The organism is Bradyrhizobium sp. CCH5-F6 (genome assembly GCF_001556045.1).
In the GTDB taxonomy this organism is placed as follows: domain Bacteria; phylum Pseudomonadota; class Alphaproteobacteria; order Rhizobiales; family Xanthobacteraceae; genus Bradyrhizobium.
This window is the reverse complement of record NZ_LSIC01000190.1, coordinates 14,398-36,938: the sequence shown is the minus strand read 5'-3', so window position 1 is coordinate 36,938 and position 22,541 is coordinate 14,398. Positions and strand designations below refer to the sequence as shown.

25 protein-coding genes are annotated in these 22,541 nt (G+C 65.1%); 10 read left to right on the top strand and 15 right to left on the bottom strand.

The features are described 5' to 3' along the window. Positions 1 to 231 precede the first annotated feature (231 nt). A complete protein-coding gene (locus AX729_RS32660) occupies positions 232 to 507 on the top strand; it encodes a GNAT family N-acetyltransferase (protein ID WP_061028211.1) in 276 nt (91 codons plus the stop codon). A 52-nt stretch (positions 508 to 559) separates the two neighbouring features. On the opposite strand, the gene AX729_RS32655 is transcribed toward AX729_RS32660, so the two are convergent. Further along, positions 560 to 952: a DUF3597 domain-containing protein gene (locus tag AX729_RS32655; protein ID WP_061028210.1), complete on the bottom strand. Its 393-nt coding sequence runs from the start codon at positions 950 to 952 to the stop codon at positions 560 to 562. A gap of 334 nt (positions 953 to 1,286) precedes the next feature. Between AX729_RS32655 and AX729_RS32650 the strand changes: the two genes are divergently transcribed. From AX729_RS32650 to AX729_RS32625, 7 genes are all read left to right on the top strand, one after another. Next, entirely contained in the window at positions 1,287 to 2,195 is a 909-nt protein-coding gene (locus AX729_RS32650; RefSeq protein WP_061028209.1) for a DUF2189 domain-containing protein, read from the top strand. 127 nt (positions 2,196 to 2,322) lie between these two features. Then, positions 2,323 to 3,147, top strand: a complete 825-nt coding sequence (locus AX729_RS32645; protein ID WP_061028313.1) for a lytic murein transglycosylase — start codon at positions 2,323 to 2,325, stop codon at positions 3,145 to 3,147. 484 nt (positions 3,148 to 3,631) lie between these two features. Beyond that, complete coding sequence (locus tag AX729_RS39155) at positions 3,632 to 3,784, top strand: DUF1127 domain-containing protein (RefSeq protein WP_007590701.1); 153 nt, start codon at positions 3,632 to 3,634, stop codon at positions 3,782 to 3,784. 125 nt (positions 3,785 to 3,909) lie between these two features. Further along, positions 3,910 to 5,337: a methylenetetrahydrofolate--tRNA-(uracil(54)-C(5))-methyltransferase (FADH(2)-oxidizing) TrmFO gene (gene trmFO / locus AX729_RS32640; protein WP_061028208.1), complete on the top strand. Its 1,428-nt coding sequence runs from the start codon at positions 3,910 to 3,912 to the stop codon at positions 5,335 to 5,337. A 7-nt stretch (positions 5,338 to 5,344) separates the two neighbouring features. Then, complete coding sequence (locus AX729_RS32635) at positions 5,345 to 6,379, top strand: serine/threonine protein kinase (RefSeq protein ID WP_061028207.1); 1,035 nt, start codon at positions 5,345 to 5,347, stop codon at positions 6,377 to 6,379. A gap of 75 nt (positions 6,380 to 6,454) precedes the next feature. Beyond that, positions 6,455 to 7,033, top strand: coding sequence for a CAP domain-containing protein (locus AX729_RS32630; RefSeq protein WP_156457321.1), 579 nt, complete (start codon positions 6,455 to 6,457; stop codon positions 7,031 to 7,033). 77 nt (positions 7,034 to 7,110) lie between these two features. Then, on the top strand, positions 7,111 to 8,289 hold the full coding sequence (locus tag AX729_RS32625) for an aminotransferase class V-fold PLP-dependent enzyme (protein ID WP_061028206.1): 1,179 nt from the start codon (positions 7,111 to 7,113) through the stop codon (positions 8,287 to 8,289). A 12-nt stretch (positions 8,290 to 8,301) separates the two neighbouring features. Here the strand turns inward: AX729_RS32625 and AX729_RS32620 are convergent, their stop codons facing one another. From AX729_RS32620 to yajC, 6 genes are read right to left on the bottom strand one after another with little or no spacing between them, the layout of a single operon-like run. Continuing rightward, positions 8,302 to 9,543, bottom strand: a complete 1,242-nt coding sequence (locus tag AX729_RS32620; protein ID WP_061028205.1) for a threonine ammonia-lyase — start codon at positions 9,541 to 9,543, stop codon at positions 8,302 to 8,304. Positions 9,544 to 9,588: 45 nt separating this feature from the next. Beyond that, positions 9,589 to 10,359, bottom strand: coding sequence for a phytoene/squalene synthase family protein (locus AX729_RS32615; RefSeq protein WP_245325481.1), 771 nt, complete (start codon positions 10,357 to 10,359; stop codon positions 9,589 to 9,591). Between the two features lie 28 nt (positions 10,360 to 10,387). After that, positions 10,388 to 10,747 carry an Mth938-like domain-containing protein gene (locus AX729_RS32610; RefSeq protein WP_061028204.1) on the bottom strand — a complete coding sequence of 120 codons (360 nt, stop codon included), beginning with the start codon at positions 10,745 to 10,747 and terminating at the stop codon, positions 10,388 to 10,390. Between the two features lie 60 nt (positions 10,748 to 10,807). Continuing rightward, complete coding sequence (secF, locus tag AX729_RS32605; RefSeq protein ID WP_061028203.1) at positions 10,808 to 11,827, bottom strand: protein translocase subunit SecF; 1,020 nt, start codon at positions 11,825 to 11,827, stop codon at positions 10,808 to 10,810. Positions 11,828 to 11,837: 10 nt separating this feature from the next. Continuing rightward, positions 11,838 to 13,442: a protein translocase subunit SecD gene (secD, locus tag AX729_RS32600; RefSeq protein ID WP_061028202.1), complete on the bottom strand. Its 1,605-nt coding sequence runs from the start codon at positions 13,440 to 13,442 to the stop codon at positions 11,838 to 11,840. Between the two features lie 50 nt (positions 13,443 to 13,492). Further along, on the bottom strand, positions 13,493 to 13,861 hold the full coding sequence (yajC, locus tag AX729_RS32595; RefSeq protein WP_061028201.1) for a preprotein translocase subunit YajC: 369 nt from the start codon (positions 13,859 to 13,861) through the stop codon (positions 13,493 to 13,495). Positions 13,862 to 14,043: 182 nt separating this feature from the next. Here yajC and AX729_RS32590 point away from each other — a divergent pair, with 182 nt between their 5' ends. After that, positions 14,044 to 15,024: an ATP-binding protein gene (locus AX729_RS32590; RefSeq protein ID WP_061028200.1), complete on the top strand. Its 981-nt coding sequence runs from the start codon at positions 14,044 to 14,046 to the stop codon at positions 15,022 to 15,024. A gap of 172 nt (positions 15,025 to 15,196) precedes the next feature. On the opposite strand, the gene AX729_RS32585 is transcribed toward AX729_RS32590, so the two are convergent. Together AX729_RS32585 and AX729_RS32580 are read right to left on the bottom strand one after the other, a co-directional pair. Then, positions 15,197 to 16,492 carry a LysM peptidoglycan-binding domain-containing M23 family metallopeptidase gene (locus AX729_RS32585; RefSeq protein WP_061028199.1) on the bottom strand — a complete coding sequence of 432 codons (1,296 nt, stop codon included), beginning with the start codon at positions 16,490 to 16,492 and terminating at the stop codon, positions 15,197 to 15,199. A 108-nt stretch (positions 16,493 to 16,600) separates the two neighbouring features. Further along, entirely contained in the window at positions 16,601 to 17,251 is a 651-nt protein-coding gene (locus tag AX729_RS32580) for a protein-L-isoaspartate(D-aspartate) O-methyltransferase (RefSeq protein WP_156457320.1), read from the bottom strand. Between the two features lie 227 nt (positions 17,252 to 17,478). Here AX729_RS32580 and AX729_RS32575 point away from each other — a divergent pair, with 227 nt between their 5' ends. Continuing rightward, on the top strand, positions 17,479 to 17,850 hold the full coding sequence (locus AX729_RS32575) for a response regulator (protein ID WP_061028198.1): 372 nt from the start codon (positions 17,479 to 17,481) through the stop codon (positions 17,848 to 17,850). A 109-nt stretch (positions 17,851 to 17,959) separates the two neighbouring features. Here the strand turns inward: AX729_RS32575 and surE are convergent, their stop codons facing one another. The 6 genes from surE to AX729_RS32545 all read right to left on the bottom strand — a co-directional run bounded on the left by surE (position 17,960) and on the right by AX729_RS32545 (position 22,469). Continuing rightward, positions 17,960 to 18,727, bottom strand: a complete 768-nt coding sequence (gene surE, locus AX729_RS32570) for a 5'/3'-nucleotidase SurE (RefSeq protein WP_061028197.1) — start codon at positions 18,725 to 18,727, stop codon at positions 17,960 to 17,962. Between the two features lie 106 nt (positions 18,728 to 18,833). After that, positions 18,834 to 19,196, bottom strand: coding sequence for a hypothetical protein (locus AX729_RS32565; protein ID WP_061028196.1), 363 nt, complete (start codon positions 19,194 to 19,196; stop codon positions 18,834 to 18,836). A 121-nt stretch (positions 19,197 to 19,317) separates the two neighbouring features. After that, positions 19,318 to 20,649: a serine--tRNA ligase gene (gene serS / locus AX729_RS32560; protein WP_061028195.1), complete on the bottom strand. Its 1,332-nt coding sequence runs from the start codon at positions 20,647 to 20,649 to the stop codon at positions 19,318 to 19,320. A gap of 193 nt (positions 20,650 to 20,842) precedes the next feature. Beyond that, positions 20,843 to 21,655 carry a twin-arginine translocase subunit TatC gene (gene tatC / locus AX729_RS32555; RefSeq protein ID WP_061028194.1) on the bottom strand — a complete coding sequence of 271 codons (813 nt, stop codon included), beginning with the start codon at positions 21,653 to 21,655 and terminating at the stop codon, positions 20,843 to 20,845. Further along, the gene (tatB, locus tag AX729_RS32550; protein ID WP_061028193.1) at positions 21,652 to 22,146 is read right to left on the bottom strand and encodes a Sec-independent protein translocase protein TatB; all 495 of its coding nucleotides are present in this window, start codon (positions 22,144 to 22,146) and stop codon (positions 21,652 to 21,654) included. Before tatB ends, tatC begins: the two co-directional genes overlap by 4 nt. Positions 22,147 to 22,235: 89 nt before the next feature. Further along, complete coding sequence (locus AX729_RS32545; RefSeq protein WP_061028192.1) at positions 22,236 to 22,469, bottom strand: twin-arginine translocase TatA/TatE family subunit; 234 nt, start codon at positions 22,467 to 22,469, stop codon at positions 22,236 to 22,238. Positions 22,470 to 22,541 lie beyond the last annotated feature (72 nt).

Genomic DNA, 22,541 nt, shown 5'->3' with positions numbered 1-22,541 from the left:
GACACTCCGAATGTCTAGCGACCCTGCCGGCCGCATTCGGGCGTATGTCCTCGTTAGGACGTGGGAGCCGTCGTAGAACATGCAAGGGCGGTGTCCGGAATATTTGAGGCTGCGGCCACAGACCGGCGCATTTACGGATGGCTCCGTGCAGCGAGCGGCATGGGTCACGCCTTGCCAAAGGCGGGCCGGGACTCCTAGATCAGGGCCATGCACACTTCGGAAGGATCGGCCATGGCGGCATCGGTACGCGACAACAAGGACAAAAGCCGCTTCGAGCTCGATGTCGGTAGCGACGTCGCTTTCGCCAATTACCGGCTGACACCGTCCGCGGTCGTCATCACCCATACCGAAACGCCGCGTGCGCTGCGCGGCCGCGGCATTGGATCGGAGCTGGTCAAGGGCGCGCTGGAATTGATACGGCGCGACGGCAGGAAGGTGATCGCCGGCTGCGGCTTCGTCGTCGACTATCTCGACAGGCATCCGGAGGATGCGGATCTGGTCGCCTGAGGGCAAAAGGGCCCGCGATATCGCGGGCCCCCTGCGGCACGACCCGGACGGGTCAGTGCTTGATCTCCGGCGGCAGCTTGCCGCCGTTGGCGGCGAGCTTGGACATCACCTGCTTGTGCAGCCAGACATTCATGCTCGCCGAGTCGTTCATGTCGCCGCTGTAGCCCAGCTCCTTGGCGAGATCCTTGCGTGCCGGAAGGCTGGAGTCGATGTCGAGCGCCTTCATGAGATCGACGATCGAGGTGCGCCATTCCAGCTTTTCGCCCTTATGGGCCGCCACCGCCTTGTCGACGATTGCCGCCACGTCGACCGCGGCCATGGGCGCAGTGGCCGGCGCCGAAGCGCCTGGCGCCGGGGCGCTTCCCGAAGGTGCGCTACCGGCTGGCGCGGCGGAGGCCGGCTGGCTACCGAAGATCGCGCCCATGATTTTCCCGAAAATGCTCATGTCTGCTCCCTAAAAAAGGATCCGTTGGAAGGGCCTTGAGTGGCACTTATAGACCAAGTTCCTGCGTTGCGCCCGCGAAGTTCTGCGAACCAGCAAGCAGCATCAGCTTATCTGCGGCGAAATGACGACCGAGTGACACCGTCGAAGTTGCGTTGCGACATCGAATCTCACCCAAGCGTGAGGGACATGACTCGAAATTGGGAGTACTCTTGTGGTTCAGCTCGCGATGCCATCCGGACATTCGCGTCTGGTCGGGATCGCAATAGTTCAAAGAAAGCGGCCGCCGCGCCGTTGCCGGCGCGAGATCAGCCGCGCGGCAAGGGAGCTAGCGACCATGGCCACATTCTACCAGGGCAATGTCCCCACCGTGGTCCGGACCGCGGACGCGGCCGGACCGGTGATCCGAACAATTCAATTGTCCGACCTGCACGACGCTTTGAAGCGCGGATGGGAGGATTTCAAGGCGGTTCCGAGCCACGCCATCATCCTCTGCGTGATCTATCCGGTGCTCGGCCTCGTGCTCGCCCGCATTGTGATGGGCTATTCGGTGCTGCCGCTGCTGTTTCCACTGGCCGCCGGCTTCGCTCTGATCGGGCCGTTCGCGGCGCTCGGTCTCTATGAGCTCTCCAGCCGGCGCGAACGCTATGAGGAGGCCACCGCCTGGGACGCCATGGAGGTGCTGCGCTCGCCCTCCTTCGGCGCGATGCTCGGACTGGGCGCGCTGCTGCTCGCCCTGTTCGTGACCTGGGTCGCGACCGCGCAGGCGATCTATATCGCCGCGTTCGGCTATGAGGGCGTGAGCGGCATCTCGGATTTCCTGACGCGCGTGCTGACGACGCGGCAGGGCTGGTGGCTGATCGTGGTCGGCTGCGGCACGGGCCTTTTGTTCGCCCTCGCCGCGCTCTGCATCAGCGCCGTGTCGTTCCCCTTGATGCTCGACCGTCATGCCGATGCGTTCGAGGCGATGGTCACGTCGCTGCGCGTCGTCGCGAAGAACCCTGTGCCGATGACGGCCTGGGGCCTGATCGTGGCGGTGCTGCTGGCACTCGGCACCATCCCGGCCTTCCTCGGCCTCGCCGTGGTCATCCCCCTGCTCGGCCACGCGACCTGGCATCTCTATCGCAAGGTGATTGCGTCCGATCCAGGCGCTCTTCCCTTGCCGCCTCCGCCGCATCGCCCGCGCAAGCCGGCCGCGGACTTTCCCGCCAACCTCTTCCCCTGGCGGAACAGAACGGACGCCTGACGATATCGTGACGCGCGATCCTGCGTTCGTGCAGGATCGCGCGCTGTCCACACGCCTTGCTTTGGCCGCGGTTACCACCGAGATTATGCTCGCCGATAAGATCGCTTCACGGAATCCATTTCATCTGATGACCCCGACGATTTCTCGTCTCGCTCTCGCAGCCTTCGCCCTCTCCGCGTCCATCCTGTCAGCCCAGCCGACGCTCGCCGCCGTTGCCTGCGGCTCGGGCAATTTCGACGCCTGGCTTGCGGATCTGAAAACCGACGCTGCGGCCAAAGGCATCTCGCAGCAGGCCATCACCGCCGGGCTTGCCGGCGTGACGCTCGATCAGAACGTGATCAACCGCGACCGCTCGCAGAAGGTCTTCAGCCAGAGCTTCGAGGAGTTTTCCGGTCGCATGGTGCCGCCGCGCATGACGCGGGGCTCCAACATGATGAAGCAGTACGGCTCCGTGCTCTCGCGCATCGAGCAGGCCTATGGCGTGCCGGGCGAGGTGCTGGTTGCGATCTGGGGCCTGGAGACCGATTTCGGCGTCAACACCGGCAAGTTCGCAACCATCCGCTCGCTGGCAACGCTCGCTTATGATTGCCGCCGCTCCGAGCAGTTTCGTGCCGAGCTGATGGATGCGCTGCGCATCGTCCAGCGCGGCGATCTCGCGCCCGGCGACATGAAGGGCGCCTGGGCCGGCGAGCTCGGCCAGACCCAGTTCATGCCTTCGTCGTGGATGAAATATGCCGTCGACTTCGACGGCAATGGCAAGCGCGATCTCCTGCACAGCGCGCCCGACGTACTCGCCTCCACCGCCAACTATCTCGCCGGCTACGGCTGGCAGCGCGGCAAGGATTGGCAGCCGGGCAGCCCGAACTTCGAAGTGCTCCGGCAGTGGAACAAGAGCGAGATCTATTCCAAGACCATTGCCCATTTCGCCACCCAGCTGGCGCGCGCCCCCTAAACCTCAGGACTAGCGAGGGGTCCACAGCCGGCGACCCGTCTCCGAAGCAATAACTTGTGAGCATCGCCATGTCGGCTGACAGACGTCAAAAGGTCTGACCAGACCGGCGTTCCGCGCGAATAATATGAATATATATTCACCCCTACCTCTCTTTCCTCCATGCGAATCACGCAGGCGAGAGTTGGGTTTAGATGCTGATGGGCGGCTATGAGGTCGCCCATGAGCAACATATTTCAGCAATGATCGTATCAGGTGGGCGCGCAATTAACTCCGTGATTTCACGGGACTTTCGCGTCAAAAGCCGCTGCTTTTGCTCGCAACTCGATGCCGACTGCCAAAGGGTTAAGCGTGCCTTACCTACGCTATGCATCCAGCGCCTAGCTGCATCGCAACATAGGAACTTTCGCACTGCACTACTCCCATCTATATTCACTTCAACGATGAGGCTCGGGCAAGAGCTGAATCGAACTACAGGAGACTACCAATGCTGCTCTCGCTCATCCGCATGATCCAGGCTTTCCGGGACTATCAGCGCAATGTTGCCGAGCTGTCCCAACTCAGCGATCGCGAGCTGGCCGATATCGGCCTCGATCGCTCGGACATCCCGCGCGTTGCCGCCGGTCAGTATCAGGGCTGATACGTTCAGCCCCCAACCGGACGACCCGATAGCGCCCGCCTCGTGCGGGCGTTGTCGTATCTGGTGGCAGAAAACTCGATCTCGGCGATTCCACTCTCCGCCGAAAAGCGCTACCTGTCCGCCCCATGACAGGACCCCAATCCAACATCGTGCACGTGATCGGTGCCGGCCTCGCCGGTTCCGAAGCCGCTTGGCAGGTGGCCAAGGCCGGCGTGCCCGTGGTGCTGCACGAGATGCGGCCGACCCGCATGACCGAGGCTCACCGCACCGACGGGCTCGCTGAGCTCGTCTGCTCCAATTCGTTCCGCTCGGACGACGCCGCCAACAACGCCGTCGGCCTCTTGCATGCGGAGATGCGCCGGCTCGATTCGCTGATCATGCGCGCGGCCGACGCCAACCAGGTGCCCGCCGGTGGCGCGCTGGCGGTCGATCGCGACGGCTTCTCGGCGGCCGTCACCAAGGCGCTGAACGACCATCCCCTGATCGAGATCGCGCGTGGCGAAGTCACCGGCCTGCCGCCGGCCGACTGGAGCAACGTCATCGTCGCCACCGGCCCCCTCACCTCCGCGCCGCTCGCCGACGCCATCCGCGAACTGACCGACGAGAGCGCGCTCGCCTTCTTCGATGCGATCGCGCCGATCGTGCACCGCGAATCCATCGACATGTCGGTGGCCTGGTTCCAGTCGCGCTACGACAAGGTCGGCCCCGGCGGCAACGGCGCGGACTACATCAACTGCCCGATGACGAAGGAGCAGTATGACGCGTTCGTCGCTGCGCTGATCGCCGGCGAGAAGACCGAATTCAAGGAGTGGGAGACGAACACGCCCTATTTCGACGGCTGCCTGCCGATCGAGGTGATGGCGGAGCGCGGCCCCGAAACGCTGCGTCATGGCCCGATGAAGCCGGTCGGCCTCACCAATCCGCACGATCCCGCCACGAAAGCTTATGCGATCGTACAGCTGCGCCAGGACAACAGGCTCGGCACGCTCTACAACATCGTCGGCTTCCAGACGAAATTGAAGTACGGCGAGCAGCAGCGCATCTTCCGCACCATTCCCGGTCTGGGGAAGGCCGAGTTCGCCCGCCTCGGCGGCTTGCATCGCAACACATTCCTCAACTCGCCAAAGCTGCTCGACAGCCAACTGCGGCTGCGCGCACAGAAGCGGCTGCGCTTCGCCGGCCAGATGACGGGCTGCGAGGGCTATGTGGAATCCGCCAGCGTCGGCTTGATCGCCGGCCTCTATGCAGCAGCGGACGCGCGCGGCGAGACGCTTGTCAGTCCGCCCGGCACGACCGCGCTCGGATCGCTGCTCGGGCACATCACCGGCGGCCATATCGAGACCATCGAACCGGGCGCGCGCTCGTTCCAGCCGATGAACGTCAATTTCGGCCTGTTCCCGCCGCTCGCGACGGTGCCGACGAAAAAGCCCGATGGCACGCGATTGCGCGGCAACGAGAAGACAGTGGCCAAGAAGCAGGCGCTGAGCGCACGGGCGCTCGCCGATCTCGATCGCTGGATCGCCGATCACCTGCGCATCGCTGCGGCAGCGTGAGTTGTCCATGAGCCTCCCCAAAGACGACGCCGCAGAGCTGTCGGCGCGCTGGACCGAAGGCGTGCTGCTCAAGCGCGACGTGTTCTCGACCGTCGAGCGCGGCCGCTTCCGCACCGAGAGCGGCGAGACCGACGCGGTGCTGCGCCGGCTCGACGAGGTGCCATGGTGGTCGTTCCTGCTGGCACGCCATCTGTTCGCCCGCGAGAAGCATGCGCTGGTGCGCGCCAAAGGGCTCGACGCCGGTCCCGAGCTGCTGTGGGCCGGACGCCGCGCTCTGGTGCGCGGCTTCGTCGATGGCGTCGCGCTGCATCTCGCCAAGCCGCATGGCGATCTCGCCTATTTCCGCTCGGCCAAAGCCGTGCTGCGCCGGCTGCGCCGCGCCGGTATCTGCCACAACGATCTTGCCAAGGAGCAGAACTGGCTGGTCGGCCGCGACGGCCGTGCCTACGTGACCGACTTTCAGCTTGCGGCTTGCTTTGCTCGCCGCGGCCGGCTCTATCGCATTCTCGCCTATGAGGACCTGCGGCATCTGCTGAAGCACAAGCGCTCCTATGCGCCGGAGGCGCTGACGCCGCGGGAGCGAAAGATCCTGGCGAAGAAGTCGTTCGCCGCGAGCCTCTGGCTCGCCACCGGCAAAAAGGTCTATCGCGCCATCACTCGGGTGCTGGCCGAGCTGATCCGCCGGAATCCCGCCGTGCGCGACACCGCCATCGTCGCCTTTGCCGACCGCCGCTCCGGCGTCGGGCTCTACGCCTTCGTCGAGGCCGATCAGGCCGCGCTCGAGGGCCAGCTCCGCAGCGAGCTTGCCGCAGCCAGGGGACCGAAGCCACCCGAGCACATCCAGATCGTGCACGCCTTGCCGCGCAACACCAGCGGCACGCCGCGGACCGAGATCCTGCAACTGGTCGCCATGAACCAGCTCGACCTGATCGAGCCGATGATGAAGAACGAGCAGGACCGCGCCTTCCTCAAGGACATCCTGGAGCAGCGCAAGAACCTGCGCGACCGCTTCAATTTCGAGGCGGATCTACCGGCGGGCTAGCCGCTGGGTCTGCGCCTTGAAGCGTCCACATTGGCGATGGAGAAGCGGTCAAACAAAGGCAGGCTTGGCGAGCTCATGGGCATTTGGGGAACGATGATGCATCGTGTGGCGGGCGGAACGATCGCCGGTCTTCTGCTGCTCGCAAGCGCGCCCGCAATGGCCGACTCCCCAGCCGAGCTGATCTCGAGCTTCCGTCTCAAGCACGGCGAAGTGCGCGTCGTCCGCGACGCGACGCTCGATCGTATCGCCATGGATCAGGCCCGCGCGATGGCAGCGAAGGATGAGCTCAGCCACGACGCGCTCGGCCCCTTCACCCGCCGTGTCGCGCCGGCCGGTGCGGGCCGCGCCGCCGAGAACATCGCCTATGGCTACGACAATTTCGAGAAGACGCTTGGACAGTGGATCGACTCGTCCGGGCACCGCAAGAACCTGTTGCTGCACAACGCCTCCCGCGTCGGCATCGCCAGCGCCAAGAATTCCAGCGGCAAGCGCACCTATTGGGCCATGGTGATCGCCGGCGATTACGAGCCGAAAGGCAAGGGCAAGGGCAAGAAGGACAAGGAGCCGGTGGTCGCCGTGAAGCGGGAGGCGGCGCCCGCAACCAAGCCCAAATCCAGCACCTGCACCATCAAGCTGCTCAGCCTCTGCATCTGAGGCTTGACAGGCCGTCTTGCTCGCAGTCCCCGGCGCGTCTACTTCATGCACTGGGATCGCGAGAAGCGGAGGCGTCAGTGATCGACATCGACAGGATACGTGCCGAGACGCCGGCCGCAGCGCGGCTCGCGTACCTGCATAACGCCGGCGCGGCTCTGATGCCGGCGCCCGTTGTCGCGGCGATGAAGCAGCACATCAACCTGGAAAGCGAAATCGGCGGCTATGCCGCCGCGGACCGCGAGTCCGATCGGCTCGACGCGGTTTATGGATCGGTGGCGCGCTTGCTCAATGCCGCGCCTGACGAGATTGCCCTGGTCGAGAATGCGACGGTTGCCTGGCAGATGGCTTTCTATGCGCTGCCGTTCCGCAAGGGCGACCGCATCCTGACGGCGGAGGCGGAATACGCTGCCAATTTTGTCGCCTTTCTTCAGGTTGCGAAGCGAACCGGCGCGACGATCGAAGTCGTGCCGAGCGATGCCAGCGGCGAGCTCGACGTGCAGGCGCTCGAACGCTTGATCGATGAGCGCACCAAGCTGATCGCCATCACCTGGGTCCCGACCAATGGCGGGCTGGTCAATCCCGCGGCGGCGATCGGCAAGATCGCGCGGGCACATGGCATTCCCTACCTGCTCGACGCCTGTCAGGCGGTCGGCCAAATGGCCGTCGACGTCGAAGCGATTGGCTGTGACATGCTGTCGGCTACCGGGCGCAAATTCCTGCGCGGCCCGCGGGGGACCGGCTTTCTTTACGTCCGCCGGGGGCTGCTGCAACAGCTCGAACCGCCGATGATCGACCATTTTGCCGCGCCCTGGGTCTCGCGAGATGAATATCGGCTTCGCGACGATGCACGCCGTTTCGAGACCTGGGAGAACAATTACGCCGCCCGGCTGGGGCTGGGAGCAGCAATCGACTATGCCCTCGATATCGGGATTGGTCCTATCGAACAGCGCTGCCGTCTGCTCGCAGACCGTCTTCGCGCCGGTCTCTCCGCCATTGGCAGCATCAAAATCCGCGACCTCGGCCGCGCGCCGGGCGCCATCGTCAGCTTCACGGTGAAGGGGTATGAGGCAGACGCCATCGTCAGCAGTGCCGCTGCGGCGGGCATCACGATCGGTGCTTCAGATCCTGCGAGCACCCGCATCGATGCGGAACTTCGCGCGCTTCCGCCGGTCGTTCGCGCCTCCCCGCATTATTACAACACGGAAGCCGAGATCGGTCGGCTGATCGATCACATCGCGGGTTTGGCACCGCGATAGCGTCGCGTGTCCTTACGTGCAACGCGCGCTCAATCCGGATGCGCTCAGTCTTGCCATCACCTCGTCGAGATGGGCGCTGTCGCGGGTCTCGATGACGAGTTGCAGCAGGGTCGCCTTGGCCGGAAGGTCGGAGAAGGTCCGCTGATGCGAGACCTCGATGATGTTGGCGCCGGCTTCGGCCAGCAGCGCAGCCACGGCGGCCAGCTGCCCGGGGCGATCAGGAATATCGAGCGACAACTGCGTCAGCCGCCCCTCTCGTGCAAGCTCGCGCGTCAGGACCGAGGCAATCAGCCGCGTGTCGATGTTGCCGCCGCTCAGCACAAGGCCGACCTTCTGGCCGGCGAAACGGGACGGATCGGACATTAGCGCGGCGAGGCCGGCGGCGCCGGCGCCCTCGACCACCGTCTTCTCGATCGAGATCAGCGTTGCGACGGCACGCTCGAGCTCGGCTTCGTTGACCAGCGCGATGTCGTCGACGAGACGACGGACGATCTCGGTGGTGATCTTCCCCGGCGATTTCACCGCGATGCCTTCGGCCAGCGTGTCGCCGCGCGCCGGCAGGTTGCCGTCATGGATGGCGTTGTACATCGAGGGATAGAGCCAGGCCTCGACACCCAATATCCGCAGCGAAGGCTTGATCGATTTCGCGGCAATGGCGATGCCGCTGATCAGCCCGCCGCCACCGATCGGAACGACCAGCGTGTCGAGCTCCGGCACCGCCTTGAGCATTTCCAGCCCGATCGTGCCCTGCCCCGCAATTACCAGCGGATCGTCGTAAGGATGGACGAAGATCATGCCATGCGCTTCACCGTGGCTGCGCGCAAAGGCGGCCGCCTCTTCCAGCGTCGCGCCCGTGACCACCACCTGGGCGCCGTGATGCCTGGTGTTCTCGATCTTCACCATCGGCGTGCCGATCGGCATCACGATGGTGGCGGGAATGCCCAGCCGCTTGGCGTGATAGGCGACGCCTTGCGCGTGGTTGCCCGCAGACATCGCGATCACGCCCCGCGCGCGCTCCTCCGGTGTCAGCGCCGTGAGCCGATTGAGCGCGCCGCGCTCCTTGAAGGATGAGGTAAACTGGAGGTTCTCGAATTTGAGCCAGAGGTCGCAGCCGCAAATGCTGCTCAGCGTGCGGCTGTGGCTGCACGGCGTCTCGACGACGGCGCCGCGGATGGTCTCGGCGGCGGCAAGAATGTCGCCTGGTGCGACCGGAAAGCCGCTGAGATCGGACGTGCTTTGGGACAAGTCAGCCATAGGACAGCATAGAGCAATTGGCCGGCTCAGGCGACAAGCCAACCGCTATTTGGTAAACTCGCGCGATCGTGAGGCGCGCCACAGCGTCCACAGCGTGCGCAGCCGCGACGACGGCTGCAGCGTAAACGGGTTGCGCCCCGGACGCGACAGGCGCTCGAGATCGGCCTGTGCCTGTCTCAGCGGCAGAAACGCCGGCCGCACGGACGGCGCCACCTGCGCGAGGAGCGACACAGCCGTCGCCAGATGCTGCCGGGCTTCGCCCGCGAGCTGCTCCAGCACCGCATGGAGATCGGGCGTCTCCTTGCCGGCAAAGACATCCTCGATGCTGCAATTGTGCCGCTCCATCACCTGCTGCGGCAGGAACAGCTGTCGATGCGCGGCATCGCGCGGCAAATTGGCGATCACCTGAACGATGCCCTGCGCCAGCCCGGCATGGCGGGCGAGATGCGCGACCGTCTCGGACGGCGGCCCCAAAACCCGCGCCGCCAGTTCGAACAACGCCGACGAGGTCGCAGCCAGATAGCCTTCCAGCGCCGCCATGGTCGGCATCGGATCGTTGTAGAGATCGAACTGGTGCTCGTCCGCAAGCAGCGACAGCGGCTCGACCGGCAGGTTGAAATCGCGGATCGCACGGAGCAGTTCGGCGGCCACGGGATTGCCCTCGGCGCTGCCATGGACATGGCCCGAGAGCATGTCGGTCCACCATTGCAGGCGGATCTCGCCGGGCAAGGGCTGACTGACCTGGTCGCGGACGCGGACGATCTCAACGTTGAAGGCATACAGCGCCAGCAACGCACGACGCTCGGTGGCTGGCACGAACAGTGTCGCGGCGTAGCGCGGAAAGTCATGGCCGCCGCCGCTCGCCGATCATGATGTTGTAGGTCCGCACGGCGGGCCCGGTCTGCATCGTGTCCAGCACCACCCTCACCGCCTTGAGCGCCTGACGCAGCTCCGGTGACGGCAGCCACAGCCCGGTTCCGGTGCCGACCAGGAGCGTGTCGATGCTGTTGGCGGCCGTGAAGACCCGATCCAGCGAATAGCGGTCGATCTTCTGGGGGTCCGTCACATCCCAGGCCCAGATCGCATCGGGCAGGCAGAGCAGCGAGCCCCGATGCGACATGCCGGCAAAGGCGAAGCCGCCCTTGCCATAGGCGTCGATCGGCGCCGAGCGCGGGAAATGCGGAGCATTGGGATCGCCGGCCATGAGCTTCGTCCGAATGGGCTTACTGCCCTCGCAAACTCCTGCGAGGGCACGAGGTTCGGATCATGCCTTGCTTTTCTTCGCCGGCGTCGTCGCTTCCACCGCATCCTCGCGATGCTCGCCGACACCGAGATAGATCAGGATCGGGGCCGCAATGAAGATCGAGGTGTACGTGCCGACCAGCACCACGCCGAACATCATCACCGCGGTGAAGCTGTGGATGGCGTGGCCGCCGAACAGCAGCAGCGCGAGCAGCGCCAGCGTCACGGTGACGTGAGTGATGATCGAGCGCGACAGCGTCGAGTTGATGGATTCGTTGAGCAGCTGCGGCATCGGCATCTTCTTGTAGCGCCGCAGCATTTCTCGGATACGGTCGTAGATGACGACGGTGTCGTTGAGCGAATAGCCCAGGATCGTCAGCAGTGCGGCGATGCTGGTGAGGTCGAAATCGACCTGGCTGATCGACATGAAGCCGATGGTCAGCACGATGTCGTGCACGTTGGCGATCATGGCGCCGAGCGCGAACTGCCATTCGAAGCGGAACCAGAGATAGACCAGGATCCCGAGGATCGCGAGCATCAGGCCGAGCATGCCGAAGGCCAGCAGTTCGCCGGAGACGCGCGGGCCGACCACCTCGACGCGGCGATATTCGACGGAATCGCCGAGCGCGGTGCGGACCTTCTGCACCGCCTCCTGCTGCGCAGCATCGCCGCCCGGCTGCTCCGCGACCCGGATCAGGACGTTCTCGGGTCCGCCGAACTGCTGCAGCTGCACTTCGCCGAGGCGCAAGGAATCGAGCGTCGTGCGCATCGCAGCGATGTCGGCCGCGCCCGACTTTGCCTTTACCTCCAGCAGCGTGCCGCCGCGGAAGTCGATGCCGAAGTTCAGGCCATGGGTGAAGAACAGCACGATTGCGAGAATCGAGAGCGCGGCCGAGATCGGGAAGCTGATGCGACGGAAGCGCGTGAAGTCGAAATGCGTATCGTCAGGGACGATGCGCAGCGACGGCAGCCAGCCGAACACGGAGACCACGGTGAGAATGGCAATGAGGACGCCGAGCCCGATGAGAACGGTGTGAGTCACGATCAGGCTCCTAGATCGGCACGCTCTGCGGCCGCTTCCACCGCACCCACCAGGCGACGATCAGCCGGGTCAGGGTGAAGGCGGTGAACACCGTGGTGATGATGCCGATGCCGAGCGTCACGGCAAAGCCGCGCACCGGGCCGGTGCCGATGTAGAACAGCACCGCGGCAGCAATGAATGTGGTGATGTTGGAATCGAGGATGGTCGCGAGCGCCCGCTTGAAGCCGGCGTCGATCGCCGAGATCGCGTTGCGGCCGCCACGCAATTCCTCGCGGATGCGCTCGTAGATCAGCACGTTGGAATCGACCGCGATACCGACGGTGAGCACGATGCCGGCGATGCCGGGCAGCGTCAGCGTGGCATTGAGCAGCGACAGCAGGCCGAAGATCATGGCGACGTTGATGGCCACCGCGATGTTGGCGAACACGCCGAAGAGCCGGTAGGTCAGCAGCATGAACACGATGACGAGGATCGAGCCGACATAAGCCGCAAGCTCGCCCTTCTCGATCGAGTCCTGGCCGAGGCCCGGACCGACGGTGCGCTCCTCGACCACCGTCAGCGGCGCCGGCAGCGCGCCGGCGCGCAGGAGGATTGCGAGGTCGTTGGCCGATTGCACGGTGAAATTGCCGGAGATCTGACCCTGGCCACCGGTGATCGGCTCGCGAATGACAGGCGCCGAGATCACCTTGTTGTCGAGCACGATCGCGAAGGGCAGCCCGACGTTCTCCTGTGTGGCCTGCGCGAACTTGCGCGCGCCCGACGTATTGAACTTGAAGCTGACCACCGGCTCACCCGTGCGCTGGTCGAAGCTCGCCTGGGCGTCGGTCAGATCGCCACCAGCGACCAGCACCTGCTTCTTGACCACGTAGGGTGTCGGCGGTGGCGAGGCGCTCATCAAGAGCTCGGAGTCAGGCGGCACCCTGCCCTGCTGCGCCTGATCCGGCGGCACGGAGGCGTCGACCATGCGGAACTCCATCTTCGCGGTCTTGCCCAGCAACTCCTTCAGACGGGTCGGGTCTTGAAGACCGGGGACCTGCACCAGGATGCGGTCGTTGCCCTGGCGCTGGATCACCGGCTCGACGGTGCCGAGCTCGTTGACGCGGCGCTCGACGATCTGGATCGACTGCTCGATCGTCTTTCGCAGACGATCCAGGGTCGCGGCCTGCGGGACGCTCAGCCGGATCACGCCGCCACCGGCATCGGACACCTCAAGGTCGCGCTGACCGCTGGATCCCATGAGGCCGCCCAGCGGCTGGGACAGCTCCCGCAGCTTGGCAAGTGCAGCCTGCGCGTCCGATTCCTTGGTGATGCGAACCTCGACCGCGTCGTTGCGTACGGTAACGCCGCCGGTAAAGCCGATCTTGGCGTCGCGTAGCGTCCGGCGAACGTCGTCGCGGACCTGATCGAGCCTCTCCTTCTTCACGTAGGCGGAATCGACCTCGAGCAGCAGATAGGAGCCGCCCTGGAGATCGAGGCCGAGCACGAGCCTGCGCTGCGCCCAGGCGGGCCACGTCTTGACCTCCGCCTCGGGGAAGAAATTGGGGACCGCGCAGAGGCACACGATCAGCGCCGTCAGGATAATCCCCAGCGCCTTCCACCGCGTGAAATACAACATCGACTGGACCTGTCAGATCAGGAGACTTGAAGAGACTCGCGCAGAAGCGCTCACTTCGCTGCGGTGTCGTCCTTGGCGCTCTCTTTTGCGCTTTCCTTGGCCGGCTCGCCCTTGGCGCGCACGCCGGAGATCATCTGGCGCATCTGCCGCACCCGCACGCCGTCGGAGATCTCGAACTCGATCTGGTCGTCGTCGACGACCTTGGTCACCTTGCCGACGAGGCCGCCCGAGGTCACGACGGTGTCGCCGCGGCGGATGTTCTTCACGAGCTCGGCGTGGTCGCGGACCTTCTTCTGCTGAGGACGCAGAATCAGGAAGTACATGATCACGAAGATCAGGGCGAACGGCAGCAGCGACATCAACATGCTGTTGGTGTCGCCGGCGCCCGCGGCCTGGGCATACGCAGGGGAAATCAGCATTCGGACGATCCTCGTGAGAACGGGGGAAGGCCGGTCAGGCCTTCAACGGCGACCGGTTCGGTCAAATTCGCGCGGACTATAGCGGCCATTGCCCCAATTGCAACGCTGCCAGACCGCCCTTTTCGGCCACCTTGCGGTGGGCCGTGAGGCCCGATAAGGCTGCGTTCTCAGGAACTTCGGACATGCCCAAAAAACCAAGCAAAAGCCCGGCCGGTAAAGGCCCCCGCACCCCTGCTCGCAAGCCCGCCCGCCTCGCGGCAAAACGCCCCACGGCGATCGCCGCGGCAGCGCCAGACCTCTCCCAGGAGCGCATCGTCCGCGCGCTGGAGACCATTGCGGCGCACCTCTCCGCCCAGGGCAAGCCGGCCGCCGAGCCCGAGGCGTTCGAGCGCGCGGACGCCTATGTCTGGCATCCCGACGGGCGCCTTGCGGCCGTGCCCCGGGTCAGCCGCGTCGAGCTGTTCCTGCTCAAGGGCGTCGACCGGATGCGCGACATCCTGATGGAGAACACCGAGCGCTTCGCCAATGGCCTGCCCGCCAACAATGCCCTGCTCTGGGGCGCGCGCGGCATGGGCAAGTCGTCGCTGGTGAAGGCGGCGCATGCCAGCATCAACGCGGAGCGCAAACCGGCCGACAAGCTGAAGCTGATCGAGATCCACCGCGAGGACATCGAGAGCCTGCCCGCTCTGATGGAGCAACTGCGCGCTTCCGCCTTCCGCTTCATCGTGTTCTGCGACGACCTCTCCTTCGACGGCAACGATGCCTCCTACAAGTCGCTCAAGGCGGTGCTCGAAGGCGGCATCGAGGGTCGACCCGAGAACGTCATCCTCTACGCCACTTCCAACCGCCGTCATCTGCTGGCGCGCGAGATGATCGAGAACGAACGCTCGACCGCGATCAATCCGGGCGAAGCGGTCGAGGAGAAGGTTTCGCTGTCGGATCGTTTCGGCCTCTGGCTCGGCTTTCACCGCTGCAGCCAGGACGAATATCTCGCCATGGTGCGCGGCTATTGCAGCCATTTCGGCATCAAGCTCGACGACGACGCGCTGGAGCACGAGGCGCTGGAATGGTCGACGACGCGTGGCTCGCGCTCGGGCCGCGTCGCCTGGCAGTTCGTGCAGGAGCTGGCGGGACGGTTGGGCGTGAGGCTGACGGGTAAGTAAGGCTCGCTATCACCTCACCCACGACTGTCATTCCCCGCGCAGGCGGGGAATCCAGTACGCCGCGGCTTATCGGCTCAACAACTGGCGTCTCTGGAATACTGGATCGTCCGCCTTCGCGGACGATGACAGCGTGTTTTTGGCGAGGGCGTGCCCTACGCTGCGCGCCTGCGCGTCACGCCCCATTCAGGAATTGGAGCGGGTCAACCGGGCTCGATCCCTTGCGGATCTCGAAGTGGAGCTGCGGCGACGCCACCTCCCCGGATTGACCCGACTTGGCAATGACCTGGCCGCGCTTGATGGTATCGCCGCGCTTCACCAACAGCTCACTCGCATGGGCATATGCGGTGACGTAGCCGTTGGAATGCCGAACCAGGACTAGATTGCCATAACCTTTCAGCTCGTTGCCGGAATAGGCGACGACGCCGTCTTCGGCCGCCTTGACCGGCGTCCCCTCGGGCACCGCCAGATTGATGCCGTCATTGGACTTGCCGTTGGTCTTGGCGCCGTAGCTCGTGACCACCTTGCCGCGGACGGGCCAGCGGAAGGTCGGCAGCGCGCCGGTCGCCTCCGCAGCCTTTGCCGGCGTCTCGGCTGGCTTCTCTTCGACATTGGCCGTCGCCTGAGGCGCAGCCGCGACCGGAGCCGCCGCAACGGCAGCGGTCTTGGCACCAGGCACGGTCAGCTTGGTGCCGAGCTTGAGTTTTGCAGACGGATCGAGGCCGTTGGCACGGGCGAGTTCAGCCGACGAGATCTGGTTCTTCCGGGCAATGCTGGCGAGCGTGTCGCCGCGATTGACGAAGTGGGTGCTCGACGGCGCAGCCATCGCCGCGACCGGCCTGGCAGCGGGCGCCGCCGCAGCGGGAGCGCCCGCAACGGGCGCCATGGCAGGTGCCGGCGCAGCGGCCGTCGCTGGATGCGGGATGATCAGCTGCTGGCCGGGCGAGAGCGCACGCGGGCCCTTGTAGCCGTTGGCGGCAAGGATCGCCTGTGGCGTGACGCGATAGCGCTTGGCGAGCACGTCGAGCGTATCGCTGGTGCCGACGATGATCTTGGTCCCGCCGGCCGGCTGGGCGGCAGCGACCGAGCGCGGCGGCACGGTGGCCGTGGTTTCAAGATGCGGCTGCGCCGGAGGCGCATAGGAGCTGACGCCGCGCCCACCACCGGAGACGCCCCCACCGGACGCAACGGGGTAGGTTTGCGGCGCGGACACCGCCGGCGGCGGCAAGGGCTGCGACTGATAATAGCCGGGCTGCGTCTGCGGCCGCGCATATTGCGGCAGCTCACGCTGCGGCGGAGGCGCCTGCTGCACCGACCCCGTGGATTCCGAGGCGAAGGGATTGGAGAAATTCGACTGTGACAGCCGCGACGACATGTCGGCGCTGCACCCTGCGAAGCTGAAGGAGATCAGCGCCAGCACCGCGACCTGCGGCACGCGGCGCGAGTAAAGCAACTCGACTACAGCGGACATGGTTACTCACTCGTACGCAACAGAACTGGTGTTTTAAGTAAACACCTGCCGAGTAAATAACGGCTTAACCCTCCCGATAAGGTGTTGGCGGCACAGCCGATCCGGGTTCTACAGTTCCCGCGCCACGCCGGGCAGCGCCGGCACGAAGCGGACCTCGACGAGTTCCTTGCGCTCGATCCCGGTTTCGGTGCGGGTCAAGCGGGTCAGCGTCTGGACGCCCTGATGCGGGCCGACGGGGGCGATCAGGATACCCCCGACCTCCAGCCGCTCGATCAGGTTCTCCGGAATCTGCTCCATGGCGGCGGTGACGATGATGCGGTCGAACGGACCGATGTTGGGAGGCAGATTGAGGCCGTCGCCGAGCATCACCTCGACATTGTGACAATCGAGCTTTTCCAGCCGGGCGCGTGCCGTGTCAGCGAGCTTGCGATAGCGCTCGACGGTCAGCACCTGACCCGCGAGCCGCGACAGCACGGCGGCCTGATAGCCGGAGCCGGTGCCGATTTCGAGCACACGGTGCTGTTTCTGGAGCTGGAGCTGCTCGGTCATGTAGGCGACGACGAAGGGCTGGCTGATGGTCTGTCCGCAGGCGATCGGCAGCGCGCTGTCACGATAGGCGCCGTCGCGATCGGCCTCGTCGACGAAAAGCTCGCGCGGCACCTCCTCCATGGTCCGCAGCACGGCCTGATCGCTGATGCCCCGACGTCTCAGCGTCAGCTGAAACATCATCTTTTCCGGCGGATGCTGATCGGACGTCATTGCTGCTGTTGCTCATCTGGTCTGGCGGATCGGCGTACTGCACCGCAAGAACCCGGGACGAGAATCTTGTTCCACCCCAGGAACTCATGATAGCCTTTCGGCGCATCATTTGAGCACAATCGGGCAACGAACGCGCTAAGCCATTTGCGGTTTGCCGTCGCCGAAACGCGCATTGCGTCGCTGATCGTTATCTGCGAACGTTCATGAGAATGGGCAAGGACTCACCTATGACTGCGACAGGGCTTTCGGGCCGCTCTGTTTTCCTCGTCGAGGACGAGGTCATGATCAGAATGATGGTCGCGGACATGCTGGAGGAGCTCGGCTACAAGGTTGCCGCGGAAGCGGGCGATATCACCGAGGCCATGCGGCTCGCGCAATCCACCGACTTCGACCTCGCCATTCTGGACGTCAACGTCAACGGCAAGGTGATCTCGCCGGTGGCCGATGTCATCATGGCGAAGGGCTGTCCGTTCATCTTCGCCACCGGCTATGGCTCGTCCGGCCTGCCCGAGCAGTACCGCGACCGGCCGGCACTCCAGAAGCCGTTCCAGCTCGACGCGCTCGGCAAGACCATCGAAGCCGCGCTTCGCGGCAGCTAGAGCGTTTTCGAGCGAAGTGGACGCCGGTTCGCGTCAAGAAAACGCGTCGAAACAAAAAGCTAGAGCCTTTCCCGTTCCGATTCCATCGGAACGGGAAAGGCTCTAGGCACTACTTCAGCGTCGCGCTCAGTTCTTCCGAAAACGCCTCGTCGGTGCGATTGAGCCTGAGCGGGGTGACCGAGACGTAGCGCTCGCGCAGCGCTGCCAGATCGGTGCCGTCGGCGGGCGTGTCGAGCATCGCGGTGCATTCGAAGCCGATCCAGAAATAGGGATTGCCACGGCCATCCCGGCGCTCGTCGATCCTGAGGAAGCCCAGATTGCGTTTGCCTTGGCGCGTGACGCGGACGCCCAGAACATCCTCCGGCGCGCAGGACGGGAAGTTGACGTTGATGACGGTGTCCTTGGGAACGCCGGCGGCGATCACCTTGCGCAGGATGTCGGGCCCGAATTTGCGCGCGGTGTCCCAGGGCGGCCGCTCGCGGGTCTCGACGCTGAACTCCTGCGAGAGCGCGAACGACGGCAGGCCGAGGATGGTGCCCTCCAGCGCGCCGGCGATGGTTCCGGAATAGACGACGTCCTCGGCGACGTTGCGGCCCTTGTTGACGCCGGACAGCACGACGTCGGGCATCTTGGCGCCGAGGATATGGCGCGCGCCCATGATGACGCAGTCCGTCGGCGTGCCGCGCACGGCGAAGTGTCGCGGGCCGACCTCGCGCAGGCGCAAGGGATCGTTCAAGGACAGCGAATGCGAGACGCCGGACTGGTCGAGCTCGGGCGCCACGACCCAGACGTCGTCCGACAAGGCGCGCGCGATCTCCTCCAGAACCTTGAGGCCGGGAGCGTGGATGCCGTCGTCATTGGTGCAGAGAATGCGCATGCGCGAGGTCGATTCCGAAAGCCGTTTGATCTGTCATATCCGGCTGTAGCCGATCAGGCAAACCGGGCGATCGGGGCGCCGGTGGCCGGTTCCCGGGCTCGTCCCGTTAGCGGCGAATACGCCATTGCGGCAGGAAGCGCGCGAGCCGGCCTTCCGCGCGCAGTTTCATCACCGGTACGACCGGATCTGCGACGGGCGCCTCGATCACGCCGAGCGCCTCCAGCTGCGGGACCAGCGGGTCAGACTTCGGCGTCTGCGGAAAGCGTTCGCGCGCCACCGCCAGCGCCTTGTCGAAGTCGGCGGCATTGACTCCGGGCTTGGCCCGCCGGCCCTGGACGAGATCGTCGTCCCAGAGCCGCGCGATCTCGATGTCCAAGACGCCGCGCAGGCGCTGGTCGACGGCCTGGATGCCCGCCCCCGTCACTGCCCATTGTCGGCCGACCCAGAAGATGTCGCGGTGCAAGGCCATGAACGGTGGGGTTCGCGTTGACGGGCCGGCAGGATAGCCGGCCGCCCGGTCTTCGCAACGCGATTCTCGTCATGCCGCGTTTTCTTGACGCGAACCGGTATCCACTTCGCTCGAAAACGCTTCAGTCGCGCCCGATCACCTTCAGCCCGCCCATATAGGGCTGGAGCACGTCGGGGACTGCGATGGAGCCGTCCTCCTGCTGATAGGTCTCCATCACCGCGATCAGCGCGCGGCCGACCGCGGTGCCGGAGCCGTTCAGCGTGTGCACGAAACGCGGCTTCCCGTCCGGCCCGCGCGAGCGCGCATCCATGCGTCGCGCCTGGAAGTCGCCGCAAACCGAGCAGCTCGAGATCTCGCGGAACATGCCACCCTCGCCCTGCCCGGGCATCCACACCTCGATGTCATAGGTCTTCTGCGACGAGAAGCCCATGTCCCCTGCGCACAGCGTCATCACGCGATAATGCAGGTCGAGTTTCTGCAACACCCGCTCGGCGCAGGACAGCATCCGCTCCAGCTCGTCCCGGCTGGTCTCCGGCGTCGTGATCGAGACCAGCTCGACCTTGGTGAACTGGTGTTGGCGGATCATGCCGCGGGTGTCGCGCCCCGCGGCGCCGGCCTCGGCGCGGAAGCACGGCGTCAGCGCGGTCAGGCGCATCGGCAACTGCTTCTCGTCGAGGATGGACTCGCGCGCAAGATTGGTGAGCGACACTTCGGCGGTGGGGATCAGGCCGAGGCGCTCGGTCTTGAGCCGCTCATGGTCGGGCGCAGCAAGCAGCTCGCCCTTGATCGCCCAGAACTGATCGTCCTCGAATTTCGGTAACTGCCCGGTGCCGAACATCACCTCGTTGCGCACCAGCAGCGGCGGATTGATCTCGGTGTAGCCGTGCTCGGTCGTGTGCAGGTCGAGCATGAACTGGCCGATGGCGCGTTCGAGTCGCGCCAACCCCTTCTTCAGCACGACGAAGCGTGCGCCGGAGAGCTTTGCCGCCGCCTCGAAATCCATGTAGCCGAGCGCGGTGCCGAGATCGTCATGCAGCTTCGGCGCAAAGCTGTAGCTGCGCTTCTTGCCGAACACGTGGTGCTGGACGTTGCCGTGCTCGTCGAGGCCGTCGGGCACTTCGTCGAACGGAATGTTCGGGATCGCCGACAGCTCTTTCGTCAGCTCCTCGTCGGCAGCTTTCGCCGCGGCTTCGAGGTCCGGCATCGTGGTCTTGAGCTCGGCGACCTCGGCCATCAGCTTCGCCGCACGCGCCTCGTCCCTGGCCTTCTTGGCGTCGCCAATCTCCTTCGAGGCCGCGTTGCGCCGCGCCTGCGCCTGCTCGGAGGCGAGGATCGCCGTACGCCGCCTCTCGTCGATCGCCAGCAGCGAGGCCGACAACGGCTTCAAGCCGCGCCGTGCGAGGCCGGCGTCGAAGGCTTGCGGATTGTCGCGGATCGATTTGATGTCGTGCATGGCTGTGGTCCTGGGGAAGCGCGTAAACGTACACCGGAAAACGTTGTACGCCAGCGCGTCTCCCCTAGCACAGCTGTCATCATCCGCGAAAGCGGATGATCCAGTATTCCAGAGACGGCAGTGATTCCACGATAGGCCGCGGCGTACTGGATTCCCCGCATGCGCGGGGAATGACGCCGGAGGGTTTACCGCCCTACTCCGCCGGATTGGCCGGCGTGGACACGTCGGTGCCGGCGGCGGCCTGCGAGGCTGCCGCCTTTCTCTCCACCATCGCGACCGCGATGATCGAGCCCTCGTAAAGCGCCATCAGGGGAAACGCCAGGGAGCACTGGCTGAGCACGTCGGGCGGCGTCAGCACGGCCGCGATGACGAAGGCGAGCACGATGAAGTAGCGGCGCTTCTCGCGCAGCATCTTCGAGGTGACGATGCCGATGCGGCCGAGCAGCGTCAGGATCACCGGAAGCTGGAAGGCGATGCCGAAGGCGAAGATCAGCGACATCATCAGCGACAGGTATTCGCCGACCTTGGGCAGGAGCTGGATCTGCGCGGTCTCGTCGCCGCCGGCCTGCTGCATGCCGAGCGAGAAGCGGACCAGCATCGGCAGCACCACGAAATAGACGAGCGCGGCGCCGAGCACGAAGAAAAATGGAGTCGCGACCAGATACGGCAGGAAGGCCTGCTTCTCGTGCTTGTAGAGCCCGGGCGCGACGAACTTGTAGATCTGCGTGGCCACGATCGGGAACGAGATGAAGCCGGCGCCGAACAGCGCGAGCTTGAGCTGGGTGATGAAATATTCCAGCAGCGCCGTGTAGATGAATTTCGAGTTCTCGGGACCCGCGATCCACACGAACGGCCAGACCAGCACGTTGTAGATTTGCTTCGCAAAGAAGAAGCAGAAGATGAAAGCCACCCCGAAGCCGAGCAGCGCCTTGATCAGCCGCGAGCGCAGCTCGATCAGATGGTCCATCAGCGGGGCTTTGCTGGCCTCGATATCGGCGTCGGTCATGACGCTTTGGCGTCCTTGATCGCTTCGGATGGCGCGGTGTCCTGCGCGACGGCGGCCTGCTCGACTTCGCGGGTGATCGCGAGCGGCTCGTTCGCAGCCGCATGCGCCTCGGCTTCCACAAAGGTCGCGGGCGTCGGCGCTTCCGGGGTCGTCGGGGTGACAGGTGGCTCGACAGCAGTGGCAGTCGACGTCTCGGCCGGCTTGTCGAGCGCATCAATGCGGAGCGCGTCGCTGACGTCCTTCTGGAGCGAGGTCAGCGGATTGAATCCCGTGGCGGCTTCCTTGACCTCGTCGAAGCTCTTCTTCAGGTCGGCCATCTCGGCCTCACGCATCGCTTCCTGAAACTGGCCCTGGAATTCGGCGGCCATCTTGCGGGCCTTGCCCATCCACTGCCCGACCATGCGTAACACGCCCGGCAGCTCTTTCGGGCCGATGGCGATCAGGGCCACGACCCCGATGAGGACCAGTTCACTCCACCCGATGTCGAACATGAGGTCTTCCGTTCACGCCAGCCGGAGCCGGCCCAATCCTCGCGCGCAGGATCGGGGCCGATACCCGTGTCTCGCGTGCTTCTTCCGGCTCAGACGGCCTTGCTGCCGACGTCGGACCGAGCCGCGGTCGGCGCAGCATTGTGCTCGATCGACTTGGCCGGATCGGGCTTCTCGGCAGGCTTGTCGTCGTCCTGCATGCCCTTCTTGAATGCCTTGATGCCCTGCGCCACGTCGCCCATCAGATCCGAGATCTTGCCGCGGCCGAACAGCAGCAGGACCACTGCGATCACCAAGATCCAGTGCCAAATGCTGAGTGAACCCATCCTGCAACCCTCCAAACGCGCATGGCCGGGGACCCGGCCGATCTTCACCGAAACCTAGGCTTGGCAGGCCTC

Excerpts from the sequence above, each read along its gene's own strand:
- AX729_RS32660 (WP_061028211.1), top strand. The coding sequence starts at position 232 with ATGGCGGCATCGGTACGCGACAACAAGGACAAAAGCCGCTTCGAGCTC.
- AX729_RS32655 (WP_061028210.1), bottom strand. The coding sequence starts at position 952 with ATGAGCATTTTCGGGAAAATCATGGGCGCGATCTTCGGTAGCCAGCCG.
- AX729_RS32650 (WP_061028209.1), top strand. The coding sequence starts at position 1,287 with ATGGCCACATTCTACCAGGGCAATGTCCCCACCGTGGTCCGGACCGCG.
- AX729_RS32645 (WP_061028313.1), top strand. The coding sequence starts at position 2,323 with ATGACCCCGACGATTTCTCGTCTCGCTCTCGCAGCCTTCGCCCTCTCC.
- AX729_RS39155 (WP_007590701.1), top strand. The coding sequence starts at position 3,632 with ATGCTGCTCTCGCTCATCCGCATGATCCAGGCTTTCCGGGACTATCAG.
- trmFO (WP_061028208.1), top strand. The coding sequence starts at position 3,910 with ATGACAGGACCCCAATCCAACATCGTGCACGTGATCGGTGCCGGCCTC.
- AX729_RS32635 (WP_061028207.1), top strand. The coding sequence starts at position 5,345 with ATGAGCCTCCCCAAAGACGACGCCGCAGAGCTGTCGGCGCGCTGGACC.
- AX729_RS32630 (WP_156457321.1), top strand. The coding sequence starts at position 6,455 with ATGGGCATTTGGGGAACGATGATGCATCGTGTGGCGGGCGGAACGATC.
- AX729_RS32620 (WP_061028205.1), bottom strand. The coding sequence starts at position 9,543 with ATGGCTGACTTGTCCCAAAGCACGTCCGATCTCAGCGGCTTTCCGGTC.
- AX729_RS32610 (WP_061028204.1), bottom strand. The coding sequence starts at position 10,747 with ATGGCCGGCGATCCCAATGCTCCGCATTTCCCGCGCTCGGCGCCGATC.
- secD (WP_061028202.1), bottom strand. The coding sequence starts at position 13,442 with ATGTTGTATTTCACGCGGTGGAAGGCGCTGGGGATTATCCTGACGGCG.
- yajC (WP_061028201.1), bottom strand. The coding sequence starts at position 13,861 with ATGCTGATTTCCCCTGCGTATGCCCAGGCCGCGGGCGCCGGCGACACC.
- AX729_RS32590 (WP_061028200.1), top strand. The coding sequence starts at position 14,044 with ATGCCCAAAAAACCAAGCAAAAGCCCGGCCGGTAAAGGCCCCCGCACC.
- AX729_RS32585 (WP_061028199.1), bottom strand. The coding sequence starts at position 16,492 with ATGTCCGCTGTAGTCGAGTTGCTTTACTCGCGCCGCGTGCCGCAGGTC.
- AX729_RS32580 (WP_156457320.1), bottom strand. The coding sequence starts at position 17,251 with ATGACGTCCGATCAGCATCCGCCGGAAAAGATGATGTTTCAGCTGACG.
- AX729_RS32575 (WP_061028198.1), top strand. The coding sequence starts at position 17,479 with ATGACTGCGACAGGGCTTTCGGGCCGCTCTGTTTTCCTCGTCGAGGAC.
- surE (WP_061028197.1), bottom strand. The coding sequence starts at position 18,727 with ATGCGCATTCTCTGCACCAATGACGACGGCATCCACGCTCCCGGCCTC.
- AX729_RS32565 (WP_061028196.1), bottom strand. The coding sequence starts at position 19,196 with ATGGCCTTGCACCGCGACATCTTCTGGGTCGGCCGACAATGGGCAGTG.
- serS (WP_061028195.1), bottom strand. The coding sequence starts at position 20,649 with ATGCACGACATCAAATCGATCCGCGACAATCCGCAAGCCTTCGACGCC.
- tatC (WP_061028194.1), bottom strand. The coding sequence starts at position 21,655 with ATGACCGACGCCGATATCGAGGCCAGCAAAGCCCCGCTGATGGACCAT.
- tatB (WP_061028193.1), bottom strand. The coding sequence starts at position 22,146 with ATGTTCGACATCGGGTGGAGTGAACTGGTCCTCATCGGGGTCGTGGCC.
- AX729_RS32545 (WP_061028192.1), bottom strand. The coding sequence starts at position 22,469 with ATGGGTTCACTCAGCATTTGGCACTGGATCTTGGTGATCGCAGTGGTC.